Origin of the sequence: Brevundimonas sp. R86498, from assembly GCF_044598075.1 — a bacterium.
Lineage (GTDB): Bacteria > Pseudomonadota > Alphaproteobacteria > Caulobacterales > Caulobacteraceae > Brevundimonas.
The window spans coordinates 2,657,847-2,671,746 of the sequence record NZ_CP139004.1 but is presented as its reverse complement, the minus strand read 5'-3'; the positions used below and the strand labels follow the sequence as shown (position 1 = coordinate 2,671,746).

At 67.4% G+C, this 13,900-nt stretch carries 9 protein-coding genes and 1 pseudogene; 6 read left to right on the top strand and 4 right to left on the bottom strand.

Annotation, left to right across the window (positions count from 1 at the left end; translation table 11 throughout):
• Positions 1-30: 30 nt before the first annotated feature.
• Both SJY26_RS13170 and SJY26_RS13165 read right to left on the bottom strand, forming a co-directional pair.
• On the bottom strand, positions 31-1,704 hold the full coding sequence (locus SJY26_RS13170; protein WP_396593462.1) for an MFS transporter: 1,674 nt from the start codon (positions 1,702-1,704) through the stop codon (positions 31-33).
• Between the two features lie 69 nt (positions 1,705-1,773).
• On the bottom strand, positions 1,774-3,336 hold the full coding sequence (locus tag SJY26_RS13165) for a tryptophan halogenase family protein (RefSeq protein ID WP_396593461.1): 1,563 nt from the start codon (positions 3,334-3,336) through the stop codon (positions 1,774-1,776).
• A gap of 99 nt (positions 3,337-3,435) precedes the next feature.
• Here SJY26_RS13165 and SJY26_RS13160 point away from each other — a divergent pair, with 99 nt between their 5' ends.
• Together SJY26_RS13160 and SJY26_RS13155 are read left to right on the top strand one after the other, a co-directional pair.
• Positions 3,436-4,683 carry an SGNH/GDSL hydrolase family protein gene (locus tag SJY26_RS13160; protein ID WP_396593460.1) on the top strand — a complete coding sequence of 416 codons (1,248 nt, stop codon included), beginning with the start codon at positions 3,436-3,438 and terminating at the stop codon, positions 4,681-4,683.
• The gene (locus tag SJY26_RS13155; protein ID WP_396593459.1) at positions 4,680-5,594 is read left to right on the top strand and encodes a polysaccharide deacetylase family protein; all 915 of its coding nucleotides are present in this window, start codon (positions 4,680-4,682) and stop codon (positions 5,592-5,594) included. The genes SJY26_RS13160 and SJY26_RS13155 overlap by 4 nt, the downstream gene beginning before the upstream one ends.
• A 350-nt stretch (positions 5,595-5,944) precedes the next feature.
• Here the strand turns inward: SJY26_RS13155 and SJY26_RS13150 are convergent, their stop codons facing one another.
• Positions 5,945-9,160, bottom strand: a complete 3,216-nt coding sequence (locus SJY26_RS13150) for a TonB-dependent receptor (protein ID WP_396593458.1) — start codon at positions 9,158-9,160, stop codon at positions 5,945-5,947.
• A gap of 210 nt (positions 9,161-9,370) precedes the next feature.
• Between SJY26_RS13150 and SJY26_RS13145 the strand changes: the two genes are divergently transcribed.
• A complete protein-coding gene (locus SJY26_RS13145) occupies positions 9,371-10,885 on the top strand; it encodes a tryptophan halogenase family protein (RefSeq protein WP_396593457.1) in 1,515 nt (504 codons plus the stop codon).
• Positions 10,882-11,475, top strand: a pseudogene (locus SJY26_RS13140) (tryptophan 7-halogenase); the annotation flags it as partial. The gene SJY26_RS13145 and the pseudogene SJY26_RS13140, both read left to right, overlap by 4 nt.
• Here the strand turns inward: SJY26_RS13140 and SJY26_RS13135 are convergent.
• Positions 11,416-11,580, bottom strand: a complete 165-nt coding sequence (locus SJY26_RS13135; protein ID WP_396593456.1) for a hypothetical protein — start codon at positions 11,578-11,580, stop codon at positions 11,416-11,418. The pseudogene SJY26_RS13140 and the gene SJY26_RS13135 overlap by 60 nt on opposite strands.
• On the opposite strand from SJY26_RS13135, the gene SJY26_RS13130 reads away from it, so the two are divergent.
• Both SJY26_RS13130 and SJY26_RS13125 read left to right on the top strand, forming a co-directional pair.
• Positions 11,570-12,352 carry a tryptophan 7-halogenase gene (locus SJY26_RS13130; RefSeq protein ID WP_396593455.1) on the top strand — a complete coding sequence of 261 codons (783 nt, stop codon included), beginning with the start codon at positions 11,570-11,572 and terminating at the stop codon, positions 12,350-12,352. The genes SJY26_RS13135 and SJY26_RS13130 overlap by 11 nt on opposite strands.
• Before the next feature lie 3 nt (positions 12,353-12,355).
• Positions 12,356-13,864, top strand: coding sequence for a tryptophan halogenase family protein (locus SJY26_RS13125; protein ID WP_396593454.1), 1,509 nt, complete (start codon positions 12,356-12,358; stop codon positions 13,862-13,864).
• Positions 13,865-13,900: the final 36 nt, after the last annotated feature.

Here is a 13,900-nt window from a genome sequence, read left to right as displayed (position 1 = left end):
ACCCGCCCCTTCCGGTCATCCCACATGGGCTCAGGCGTTGATGTCCACGTCCTTGCCTTCCTTGACCAGCAGGAAGCCCAGCACGACCGTCGCGAGGGCGACGATGATCGGGTACCAGAGGCCGTAGAAGATGTTGCCCGTCGCCGCGACCATGGCGAAGGCCGTGGTCGGCAGGAAGCCCCCGAACCAGCCATTGCCGATGTGGTAGGGCAGGGACATCGAGGTGTAGCGGATATTGGTCGGGAACATCTCGACCAGGGCCGCTGCGATCGGCCCGTAGACCATGGTCACGTAGAAGCCGAGGATGAACAGGATCGCCACCACCATGGGCTTGTTCACCTGGGCGCTGTCCGCCCTGGCGGGGTAGCCGGCTGCGGTCAGGGCAGACCCCAGTCCCGCTTCCCAGGTCTTGCGCTCTGCCGCGAACTCGGCCGGAGCCATCGCCTCACCTCGGAAGCTGGGAATGACCGCGCTGTCCCCGATCCGGACCTCGGCCACCGTCCCGGCCGGGGCCGCGACATTGGTGTAGTTGATGCCCGCCTTGGCGACATAGGATTTGGCCACATCGCAGGACTGGTTGAACACCGTCTTGCCCACCGGATCGAACTGGACGTTACAGTCGGCCGGGTCGGCATAGATGATCACCGGCTGGGAGGCCGTGGCCTCGGCCAGGGCCGGGTTGGCGGCCTGGGTCAGGGCGTTGAACAGCGGGAAGTATGTCACCGCCGCGATCAGACAGCCGGCGAGGATGATCGGTTTGCGCCCCACCTTGTCCGAAAGCCAGCCCCAGAAGATGAAGAAGGGCGAGGCCGCGATCAGGGCGATGGCCAGCAGGATGTACACCAGCGTCGCATCCACCTTCATCACCCGCTCGAGGAAGAACAGGGCGTAGAACTGGCCGGTGTACCAGATCACCGCCTGACCCGCGGTCAGCCCCACCAGGGCGATGATGACCAGCTTCAAATTGGGCCACTTCAGGAAGGAGTCCTTCAGAGGCGTCGGCGAACCGCGACCCTCGGCCTTCATCCGCTTGAACGACGGGCTCTCGGCCAGCATCAGCCGGATCCACAGCGACACGCCCAGCAGCAGGATCGAGACGAGGAAGGGGATCCGCCAGCCCCATTCCACGAAGGCTTCCTCGCCCACGGCGACCCGGACGCCGAGGATCACCAGCAGGCTGAGCACCAGTCCGGCCGTGGCCGTGATCTGGATGAAGGAGGTGTAGAAGCCGCGCTTCCCGTGCGGGGCGTGCTCGGCCACATAGGTCGCTGCCCCCCCGTATTCGCCGCCCAGGGCCAGACCCTGGATGAGGCGCATGGCCACCAGAATGATCGGGGCCGCGATGCCGATGGCCGCATAGGACGGCAGCAGGCCGACGACGAAGGTCGACATCCCCATCAGCAGCATGGTGACAAGGAAGGTGTTCTTGCGTCCCCACAGGTCGCCGAGGCGCCCGAAGAACACCGCGCCGAACGGCCTGACCGCGAACCCGGCCGCGAATGCCATCAGGGCGAAGATATAGCCCGTGGTCTCGTTCACGCCCGAGAAGAACTGGGCCGTGATGATGGCCGCTAGCGAACCGTACAGATAGAAATCATACCATTCGATCACGGTGCCGACGGACGAGGCGAGGATCACGAGACGGTCGTTCCTGTCGACCTTGTGCTCCGGCTCGACCGGCGCGCCGATGGCGCTGTCTGACATGAGTAGCCTCCCGAGTTCGCCGTTTTCGGCTGTCCTTGTGCCGCCTGCGGCGACCCCGGGCGGACTGTGTCAGGCCGCCGCGGGCTTGGAGAGATCGACTTTCGTCGAAGCGCTGCCTGCGGCGAAGCGGGCGATGAAGGCTTCGTGGGTCGGCATGTCGGCGGCGACCTCGCGGATCACCCGGGCGATCGCGTCCATCCGGCGGTCGGTGAGGCCCGGATCCACCGCATCGGCCAGGGGTTCGTGGGTCCGGGGGATGACGCCCTGTCCCAGCAGGACGGCGACCCAGCTGGCTTCGCTGAACAGTTCGTCCTCATAGCGGAACAGACGCCCGGTCGCCCGGAACAGGTCGATCTTGCGGGCAAGGCTGTCCGGGACCGGCATGTCCCGAACCTGACGCCAGAAGGGCGTGTCGTCCCGCCGGGTCGCCTTGTAGTGCAGGATGATGAAGTCCCGGACCTGCTCGAACTGCTGCTGCGACAGGCGGTTGTACTCGGCGATCAGCAGGGGCTCGAACCGCCGGTCCGGCAGCATGGTCATCAGCCGCGAGATGCCGCTCTGGATCAGATGGATGCTGGTCGACTCCAGCGGTTCCAGAAAGCCGGAGGCGAGCCCGAGGGACACGCAGTTCTTCACCCACTGGGCCCGGCGCCGCCCGGTCACGAACCGCAGCGGGCGGGGCTCGGCGAGGGGCGGGGCGTCCAGGCCGGCCAGCAGTTCCTCGCGGGCGTCCTCGTCCGACAGATGGGCGCTGCAGTAGACGTGCCCGTTGCCGGTGCGGTGCTGCAGCGGGATGCGCCAGCGCCATCCCGCGCTTCCGGCTGTGGCCCGCGTATAGGGGGTCAGGGGGCCGGCGTTGGGTGTCGGGACTGCCAGCGCCCGGTCGCACGGCAGCCAATGCGACCAGTCCTCGTATCCGGCCTTCAGGGCCTGTTCGATGATCAGGCCCTGGAACCCCGAGCAGTCGATGAACAGATCCGCCTCGAGCCGCCGCCCGTCGTCCAGGCTGACCGCCTCGACGAAGCCGTCCTCGCCTCTCAGCGCGACATCGACGATCCGCCCTTCGTGTCGGACAACGCCCTGGGCCTCGGCATGGCGGCGCAGGAAGGCGGCGTACAGGCCCGCATCGAAATGATAGGCGTACTTCAGGCTCTGCAGCGCCGGAGGGGCGTCGCGCCCCGGTTTGACGAACCGGTTCTGGCGGGCGGCCACCGCGCACAGGCTGTAGTCGAGCAGCGGGGTCTCATCGCCACCCGCGCGCCGCCGCAGCCAGTGCTGGTGAAACTGGACCCCGTCCATGTCGACCCCGAACCCGCCGAACGGGTGCAGGTAGCGGTCCCCGATCCGGTCCCAGTTGACGAATTCGATGCCCAGTTTGAATGACGCCTGGGTCTCGCGAACAAAGGCGGCCTCGTCGATGCCCAGCAGGCCGTTGAAGTTCTGTATCGGCGGGATGGTCGCCTCGCCGACGCCCACGGTGCCGATCGCCTCGGACTCAACCACCGAGACCTGCGTCACCCCGTTGGCGGTCAAGCGCGAGAGGGCGGCGACCGCCATCCAGCCGGCCGTGCCTCCGCCCACGATCAGGATGTGGCGAAGGGGCTGGGGGGCTGAAGGGTCCGGCATCTCCATGCGGAAACTATAGACGCGGAAAAGTCTGACAAAAGGGGCAAATGCGCTCGCCTTCGATCGGGGGCGTCGCTAGTCTTCGGGCTCAGCAGGGTGAATGGCATGCTCAGTATCCGCCGCGTACTTGTGAAGGGTCTGGTGATCGCCGCTCTGGTCCTGGCCGGACCGGCCGCGGCCCAGGACGGGACCACCCGCTGGAGCACCAGCTGGGCCTCGGCCCAGATGCTGGCGGAGGGCGACAATGCCCTCCCGGCCGACGCTGGGCCGGTGACCCTGCGCCAGATCGTGCGGCTGTCTGCCGGCGGCCCCCGTGTCCGGGTTCGGGTGTCAAACCGGTTCGGCGACGCGCCCCTCGAGATTTCCGCTGCTCACATCGGGCGCGCCGTGGCTCCGGGTCAATCGACCCTGCAGCCGGGATCGGGTGCCGGGCTGACCTTCTCGGGGGAGCCCGCAGTCACCGTCCCCGCCGGTGCCGACTATGTGTCCGATCCCGTCGATCTGCCGGTCGATCCCGGGACCGACCTCGCCGTCAGCCTTCACCTGCCCGCCATGCCGTCGCGGCAGACGGGTCATCCCGGCGCGCGGGCCACCACCTTCGTGGCGCGGGGCGACCAGGCCACGGCGGCGACGCTCGATCAGCCTGCCGCCGTGACCCGCTGGTACCTTCTGGCCGCCATCGATATCGAGGCCACCGCCCCGGCGGTGATCGCCCTGTTCGGCGATTCCATCACCGACGGCTACGGCGTCGTACCCGACACGAACCAGCGCTGGTCAGACCGTCTGGCGCAGCGTTTGAGGGCGACCGCCGGTCTGGAGAATGCCGCCGTGATCAACCTCGGCATCGGTGGCAACCGGATCCTGCGCGACGGCCTCGGCCCCAACGCCGCGGCCCGCTTCGACCGCGACATTCTCAACCAGGCCGGCGTGACCCATGTAGTGATCCTTGAGGGCGTCAACGACCTCGGTGTCCTGACACGCGACGCTCCGGCCACGCCCGCGGCGCACGCCGCCCTCGTCCGCGACCTGACAGCGGCCTATGCCCAGATGGTGGCCCGCGCCCGCGAACGCGGCATTGTGGCCATCGGGGCCACGATCATGCCCTTCGCCGGCTCGCCCTATTATCACCCCGGTTCCGAAACCGAAGCAGACCGGCAGGCGGTCAATGCCTGGATCCGGACACCGGGCAATTTCGACGCCGTGATCGACTTTGACGCCATCACCCGCGACCCCGCCCGTCCGGACCATCTCTCGGCGGCCTTCGACGGCGGCGACGGTCTGCATCCGTCCATGGCCGGCTACACGATGATGGCCGACGCCGTCCCCCTCGACCTGTTCCGGGCCCGGCCGTGAGACGCGCCGGCATTATTGCGGCCCTGTCTGTCCTGTCGCTGGCCTCGCCGGCCGGCGCCCAGGACATGGCCCTGACCTTCGATGACCTGCCGGCCCACAGCGCGCTGCCATCCGGCGAGACCCGTCTGGGCGTCATTGCCCGGTTGGTCGCGGCCCTCGCCGACGCCGGCGCGCCTCCGTCCATGGGTTTCGTCAATGCGGCCGGGCTTGAGGCCGAACCCGGCGACCGCGCCGTGCTTGAGGTCTGGCGCGCCGCCGGGCATCCCCTCGGCAACCACGGCTGGTCGCATGCCAACCTCGATACGGTCGGGCCTGAGGTCTTCGCGACCGAACTGATCCGAAACGAGCCGGTGATCGAGGCCCTGGCGGGCGACACCGACTGGCGCTGGTTCCGCTATCCGTTCCTGGCCGAGGGTCAGGACCCCGCGGTTCGCGTCGCAGCACGGGCGATCCTGCGGGAGCGGGGCTACAAGGTGGCCAGCGTGACCATGGATTTCAGTGACTGGGCGTTCAATGAACCCTGGGCGCGTTGCCGGGCCGCGGGCGATGCGGCCGGGATGGCGCGTCTCGAGGCCCTGTATCTGGCCTCGGCCGGGAACGCGCTTGACGCCTCGCGGAGCCTGTCGAACCAGCTTTACGGGCGCGACATCCCCTATGTCCTGCTGATGCATGTCGGCGCGCTCGATGCCCACATGATGCCGCGTCTTCTGGCGATGTATCAGGCGCGCGGCGTGCGCTTCGTGACCCTGGAACAGGCCATGGCCGACCCCTTCTATGCGTCGGACCGGACCATCACCGACAGCGCCACCCCCCTGTCGCTTGAGAACGCAGCAGTCGAAGCCGGCGTGCCCTTGCCCGCCCGGATGGACATCCAGGCCGAACTCGCCGCCCTTTGTCGCCAGCCCCGGTGACGTCTTCCCCCCGGCGCGCTCGTTGGCGCACGCCTGCCTCACGGGGCCCCGACCGGTCATGGTCACCTTCAGGTCCGGCGCAGGCTGGCCATCAGGAATCGCGGATCCGCCCTGACACGGTCGTAGTCATCGGTCCAGGAACGCCGCGACTGGCCGGCGGCAGGCGGGCTGCCGGGCGTCCCGCGCCTACGCAGGCGACATTGTCCGACAGGTCGTCGCGTAGAGACCGTGTGGCATTGCCGATCCACAGCCGCGGCAGGCCGCGCGGGTCGACCAGGGGCTACGGGTGACCAAAGAAAAAGGCCCCGACGGTCGAACCGCCGGGGCCTGAGGTGGTCTTCAGGAGGCCGTCAGAAAGTGGCGCGCACGATGAAGGTGAAGCGCCGGTCGTTCATGAACCACGACCGTCCTGTGGTCAGGAGGTCGTTGTTCAGCACCTGGGAGGTCCGGGTGATCTCGTTGGTGAGGTTCACCGCCTGGACCCCGATCTTGATCTGGTCATTGACCGAGTAGAAAGCGGAGCCGTCCAGCTGACCGGTGGCCTCGTTCATGATCGGGGCGAACGGGACGATGACGTCCCGCGGCGTGATCAGGAATTCCGAGCGCCAGGCGTAGGCCAGGCGCACGGCGAACGGGCCGCGCTCATAGAAGCCTGCCACGTTTACGGTGTGCTCCGACAGGTTCTGGAGCGGCAACAGGCTGGTGTCGATATTCGCCACCCGGCCGGCGGCCACATCCGGATCGGTGTTGGACAGGGTGCTTTGCGGCACGCCCTCGGAGTCGATGTAGGTGTAGTTGGCGTTGAACCCGAACCCGGCCAGATACGACGGCAACAGGTCGTCCAGCGTATGCTGCCAGGCCACTTCGAAGCCCTGGACCGTCGCCTCCTCGTCAGAGTTGACCGGCGTGGTCACCACGGCGTCGAAGGTGGCTCCGTTGTTGGTGAAGGCCCGGCGCTCGGTTCCGTTGGTGATGACGTCGGTCAGGGTCTTGTAGAACAGCGAAAAGGTGAACGACCCGGGATTGCCGTAGTACCATTCGAACGAGGCGTCGAAGCTGTCGGCCTGGATCGGCTTCAGCAGCGGATTGCCGACCGCGAACCGCCCCGTGGGCCGGCCGTCCACGATGTCCTGTTCATTGGCGGACAGATTGACGTTGAAATAGTTGCGAGTCAGCCCGATGTCCGGCGGCGTGATGGCCTTGGAATAGCCGAAGCGGAAGATTTTGCCGCCATCCAGCTCGGCCCTCAGGTTGAAGCTCGGCAGCAGGTAATCATAGGTGACCTCGGCCGTGTCCTCAGTGATGGCGCCGTTGGCGAAAGCCCGCGCTGCGGCCCGGTCCTCCGGCGAGACGAGGCGGCAGAAGGGGGTAGGCGTTTCGCCGTCCGGGACGTCGGCGCACTCCGCTTCCGTGGAGAAGGCTACCCGCGGGAAGGCGATATAGCCGCCAGCCTGGCGATCGGTCGTCGTATAGCGCAGGCCGATGTTGCCACTCAGCCGGACCCCGTTTTCCAGCTCTCCGGCATAGCGGAGCATGCCGTAGAAGGCGTCGGTCTGTTCGTCGACCGGATTGATTTCGTTCAGCCGGTACTGGGTCCCCGGAACCACGTCGCAACGCAGCGCCAGCGGCACCCAGTTCTGGGGACACCCATCGGCCCCCAGCCGGTCGCGCCACTCATCCCCGATCAGCAGGCCGAAGTCGGCATAGGCCTGATAGTTCTGAACGATGTTCTGATTGTAGAACAGCCGCGGCTGGTCGCCGGTCGGAACCGGGACTTCGCCGCGGAAGAAGTTATTGAAGGCGAACGGCTCGAACCGTGACCCCACAACGGTCCCTGCCGTTCCGGGCAGGCCCGGACCGGGCTCTGGCACACCGTCGGCCGAGTCGCTCAGCCACACAGGGCCGCCGCCACCCCAGGATTCGCTGAGGACGCCCCAGTTGTAGGCCGAGAAGCGCGTAGTCTGTTCCCGTTCCGCACGGCGATAGCCGAAACGCACGGACTCCAGCCAGCTGTCCTCATCGAAGGTGTATTCGCCGTCCAGCCGGACAGCCGTCAGCTCGCCCTCGCTGTCCTCGGCATGGTCCATGTTGTTACGGACGAAGCTGTTGAACGGATTGCTGAAGTTATCGTTGGGCGCATTGTAGTAGCGCGAGCAGCCGGCGGTGGGGGGCATGGTTGCCGGACACTGGACCACGGTGCCGTTCTCAGAGGGTGGCAGGAAGGCAACGATTGGCACCTCGTCGCCGCGCAGCTGGATCGAGGCGTTCTGATAGGTCGAAGCCCACATAGTGGCGTCGAGGTTCTCGACCGTGGATTCCACGCGCTGAATGTCGAAGTTGACCTTCAGCCGGTCGTTCGGCGTCCATTTGAAGTTGAAGCCATAGTCCGTGGTGATGTTCTCGGAATAGACGTCGCGGCGCTGGTTGTTGCTCTGCAGACCAAAGGCAGGGTTCCGGTTGTCCCGGCCATCAAGCTGATCGTCGCGCCAGCCGTTTGGTCCGGTGATCGTGCCGTTGGTAAAGACGCCGTCGTCGCCGAATTCAAAGGTCGTGCCGAGGACGGGGCGAGAGTCGCCCGCGTCGGTGACGAGGTCCGTCGCGATTTCCACAGCGTGCTCGGTCCAGGCCTGGGTCGCTTCCGAGCGCAGGAACTGGGCCGTGGCGATCATGGTCCGGTCCGGGCTCCGCCACTGACCGGCGGCCGCATAGCCCGTGCGCTGGCGGTCGAATTCCTGCGAGCGGAACGACGCCCCGCGCGGGAAATAGACCGGCGTCGGCGCAAGGTCGCTGCGCAGCGAGAAGTTCGAGATCTGCTGGCCGTCCCCGCGCGACTTCAACTGGGAGTCCACGAAATTGGCCAGCAGGCCGAACTCGCCATATTCGGTGTCCCAGCGCTTGCTGCCCAGCACCGAATAGGTCGGCGTCCACTCCTCGATGAAGTCGCCGTAGCTCATTTCGGCCGAAGCCGAGATCAGGTCTCCCGATTGGTCGAACGGCACCCGGGTCCGCAGGTTCACCGTGCCGGCGATCCCGCCCTCGATCAGGTCGGCGGACTGGTTCTTGAACACGTCCACGCCGGCCAGCAGTTCGGACGGCACGTCGGCGAAGCCCAGGGCGCGGCCGTTGTTGGCAGTAAAGGCGTCGCGCCCGTTGAACTCGGACCGCACGAAGGTCAGGCCGCGCACGACCACGCCCGAGCCTTCGACCGAGAAGTGGTCCGGATCCACGCCGGCGGCGAAGCGGTCGATCGACACGCCGGGCACCCGCTGCAGGGCCTCGGTCACTGACCGGTCGGGCAGGGCCCCGATATCCTGGGCGCTGATGGAATCGACGAACACTTCGGCGTTGCGCTTGATCGTCTGGGCGCTCTGCAGGCTGCCCCGGATGCCGGTGACTACGACCTCCTCGACCTGGGTTGCCTCATCGTCGTCCTGCGGGGCAGGCGCGGTCTGCGCCAGGGCGGGCGATGCGGCGAAGGCGGCGGCGACGGCGAGCGCCGACACGCCGTAGCGGATCGAGTTCCGACCCGCACCTCCGGACGCACCTGTAGCGGTGGATTGGCGCATGTGTTTCTCCCCGATGTTATTTTATAGCGTCTTGGTAACGCTACCATTACCCGAGTCATAGCCCAACCGATTGAGACCATCAAGTGTCTGAGTAATGGCCGTCCTGCGACGGTAAGTCCCTGTTTTCGCTGCAGCGCAACATCATCATTATTCTTGCCAAGCCGGGCCCGGACATGATCTTGCTGCCGCGGGCGGGGAGCGCGATCAGCCATGGCCGCAACTGAAATCAGGCACATTGTTATTGTCGGCGGGGGGACCGCTGGCTGGATGACGGCGGCCGCTCTGGCCGCCCTTGTCAGACGTCCCGGGCTCACCATCGACCTCGTCGAGTCCGAAGCCATCGGCACCGTCGGCGTCGGCGAGGCGACCATTCCCCATATCCGTGCCTTCAACCAGCGGCTGGGTCTGGATGAAGACACCTTCATGGCCCGGACCCAGGCCACCTTCAAACTCGGCATCGAGTTCCGCGACTGGGCAAGGCTGGGCAATTCCTACATTCATCCGTTCGGGGCCTATGGGCGGTCGATCGACCGGGTCGGCTTTCACCATCACTGGCTGAGGCTGCGCCGGGCAGGGGCGGCCGCCGACATCCACGACTACTCCCTGCCCGTCGTGGCCGCCCGCATGGGGCGGTTCGCCCGCCCGGACACCGATCCCCGGTCGGTGATGTCGACTTTCTCCTACGCCTTCCAGTTCGATGCCGGGCTCTATGCCGCCTATCTGCGTGAATACGCCGAGGCGCGCGGGGTGGTCCGGACCGAGGGCAAGGTCACCCGGGTCGAGCAGGACCCGGACAGCGGCCACATCCGCGCCATCGACCTGGACCGCGGCGAACGGATCGAGGGCGACCTGTTCATCGACTGTTCGGGCTTCCGTGGCCTGCTGATCGAGGGGGCCCTCGAGGCTGGCTATGAGGACTGGACGCAGTGGCTACCCTGCGACCGCGCCGTCGCCGTGCCGTGCGACACGGTGGAACCCTCCATCCCCTACACCCGGGCCACGGCGCTGGAAGCCGGCTGGTCATGGCGCATCCCGCTGCAGCACCGGGTCGGCAACGGCTATGTCTATTCCAGCGCCTTCCTGTCCGACGATCAGGCCGTCGAGCGGCTCATGGGCCGGCTGGAGGGTCCGGCGCGGGCCGAGCCGCGGCTGCTGCGTTTCACCACCGGACGGCGCCGGCGTCAGTGGCTGGGCAACTGTGTCGCCATTGGTCTGTCCAGCGGCTTCCTCGAACCGCTCGAGTCCACCAGTATCCACCTGATCCAGGCCGCCATCACCAACCTCGTCGAACTGTTCCCCGACACGGGCTTCGATCCCGCCGACGCCGACGAATTCAACCGCGTCATGGACCTCGAGTACGACCGGATCCGCGACTTCCTCGTGCTGCACTACAATGCGACCGAACGGGACGACACGCCCTTCTGGGATCACTGCCGCACCATGGCCGTGCCCGACAGTCTGGCGGAAAAGGTGGCCCTGTTCCGCGAGCGCGGCGTGGTCGCCCGCTATCGCGACGGCCTGTTCCTCGAGCCCAGCTGGCTGGCGGTCTATTTCGGCCAGCGGATCGAGCCGGACGCCTGGGATCCGCTCAGCGACCGCGCGCCCGACGGGCCGTTGGCTGACACTCTGGAGACCCTGCGTTCGTCGATCCAGCGCGCGGCTGCGGCCATGCCCTCGCATGAGGCCTTCGTCCGGGCTTGCTGCGCCGCCGGGGCCCACGCATGAGGCCACCCGCATCGGTCCTGATCGTCGGCGGCGGTTCGGCCGGCTGGATGACGGCGGCCGCCCTGTCGCGCGCCTTCGGTGCCCGGCTGGCGGTCCGTCTGATCGAGGACCCTCAGGCCCCCGCTGAGAGCGGCACCCTGGCCCCCTTCGACGCGACCCTGCCGTCCCTCACCGGCTTCAACGCCTCGCTCGGTCTGGACGAGACGGCCTTTATGGCCGCCACCGGCGCGACCTTCCGGCTCGGCACCGTCTTCCGCGACTGGACCCGGCGGGATCACGACTACATCCATCCCTTCAGCGAGATCGGGGCCACGCTGGAGGGCGTCGGCTTTCATCACTACTGGCTGCGGCTGAAGGCCGCGGGCAAGGTCCCCCCGCTGGAGGATTTCGCCCTCGCCGCCGTCGCCGCGCGCGCGGGCCGGTTCAGCCGACCGTCCGACGATCCGCGCTCCGTCACCTCGACCATGGCCTCGGGCCTGCACCTGCCGGTCGCCCCCTATGTCGCGGCGCTGAAAGCCGTTGCCCTGCGCCTAGGGGTCGAGGCGATCCGCGGCCAGTTCGCCGACATCGAGCGGGCGGCCCCAAGCGACACCGTGGCCGCCGTCCTGACCCGCGACGGCCGCCGCTTCGAGGCCGACCTGTTCATCGATTTCGACCGGTGTCTCTGCAGAGTTGATCGGCCGGTTGGGGGCCACCTGGCAGGACTGGTCGCACTGGTTGCCCTGCGACCGGATCGCCTGTTCAACGGCCCCCGGAGCCATTGGAGCGCCCCTGACCGAGGCCCGGGCGGTCCGCAACGGCTGGCTGTGGCGCGTGCCCCTTCAGGCCGGCACGGGCACGGCCCGCGTCTCGGCCAGCGCCTTTGCCGGCGGCAAGACGGAGGGCACACCGTTCACCAACGGCCGCCGCTCGGAAACCTGGATCGGCAACTGCATCGCCATCGGCCTGTCGGCCGCGACCCTCGAGCCGCTGGAGCCCTCAAGTCTGCACCGCGTACAGAGCGGGGTCAGCAAGCTTCTGGGCCTGTTCCCGACGGGCGGACCCATGACCGCCGGAGCGGCGGAGTACAACCGGCTGATGGCCGCCGAGGCGGACCGGCTGCGCGACCTGCTGATCCTGCACTATCACGCCAATGCCCGGGCCGGAGAGCCGCTGTGGGACGCCCTTCGCCAGACCGCGCCGCCTGACGAACTGGCCCACAAGATCCGCATGTTCTCCAGCCGGGGACGAGTCAGCCTGTATGACGAGGAGACCTTCGAGGAGCCGGCCTGGGTCTCGGTCTTCCTCGGCCAGAACGTGATCCCGCGCCGCTATCACCCCCTGGCTGACCATCGTCCGCTGGAGGAGGTTCGCACGCAGCTGGAGCGGATGCGGACCGTCATCGCACGCGCGGCAGAGGCCATGCCCGCCCACGCCTCGGCCCTGTCCGGGTCGCCCCATGCCGCCGAACTGTCCAGGGTCTCCTGAACCATGACCACCGACGACCGTATCCGGAAGATCGCCATCGTCGGCGGCGGCACCGCCGGCTGGATGACCGCCGCGGCCATGGCGAAGATCCTGGGCCCCGCCTATGCCGACATCACCCTGATCGAATCCGAGGAGATCGGCACCGTGGGGGTGGGGGAGGCGACCATCCCCCAGATCCGCACCTTCAACACCATGCTGGGCCTGGACGAGGACGAGTTCGTCCGGCGCACCCAGGGCACCTTCAAACTGGGCATCCAGTTCCGCGACTGGGGCCGGATCGGCGACAGCTATTTCCACCCGTTCGGCCCGTTTGGCGTCGATATGGAGGGGGTCTCCTTCCACGCCTTCTGGCTGCGGCTAAACCAGCTCGATGACCCCGCGCGGATCACCGACTATTCGCTTCAGGCCATGGCCGCCGATCGCGGCAAGTTCATGCGCCCCATTGATGCCGGCCGTTCACCCCTGTCGAAGATCGCCCATGCCTTCCACTTCGATGCCGGCCTCTATGCGAAATACCTGCGCGAGTACTCCGAAGCGAAGGGCGTGGTCCGGATGGAAGGCCGCATCGTTGATGTGGCCTTGCGCGGCACGGACGGCTTCGTGGAGGCCGTGACCCTGGACGACGGTCGCCGGGTCGAGGCGGACCTGTTCATCGATTGCTCCGGCTTCCGCGGCCTGCTGATCGAGGGGGCGCTCAAGACCGGCTATGAGGACTGGTCGCACTGGTTGCCCTGCGACCGGGCCGTGGCCGTGCCGTGCGAACGGGTCGCCGATCCCGTGCCCTATACCCGCTCCACCGCCCGCGCCGGCGGCTGGCAGTGGCGCATTCCGCTCCAGCACCGCACCGGCAACGGCTATGTCTTCTCCAGCCGCTTCATCGACGAGGCGGCGGCCACCGACGACCTGCTGGGCCAGCTGGACGGCAAGGCCCTGGCCGACCCCCGCACCCTGCGGTTCGTCACCGGGCGGCGCAAGCAGTCGTGGAACCGCAATGTCGTCGCCCTCGGCCTCGCCTCCGGCTTCATTGAACCGCTGGAATCGACCAGCATCCATATGGTCCAGAGCGGCATCGCCAACCTGCTGGCCATGTTCCCGACCCGCCAGTTCGATCCGGCCGAGACCCGCCGCTACAACCGGGTTGTCGCCCATGAAGCCGAGCGGATCCGCGACTTCATCGTCCTGCACTACAACGCGACCCAGAGGACGGACTCGCCGCTGTGGGACTATGTCCGTACCATGCCCCTGCCGGACAGCCTGATGGAGAAGTACGAGATTTTCCGCAGTCGCGGCCGGGTCTTCCGCGAGAATGAGGAACTGTTCAACGACACTAGCTGGTTCGCCGTCATGATCGGCCAGAACATCCAGCCGGCCGCCTATGACCCCGTGGCCGACGTGCTGACGGTCGAGGAGACACGCCGCCGTCTGAAACAGACAGCCGAGGCCATCCGCAACTCCGCCGACTACATGCCGACCCACGCCGACTTCATCGCGCAGCACTGCGCGGCGGCATGACTGGGCTGCCCCTCGCGTGACGTGAGGCCGGAAGAT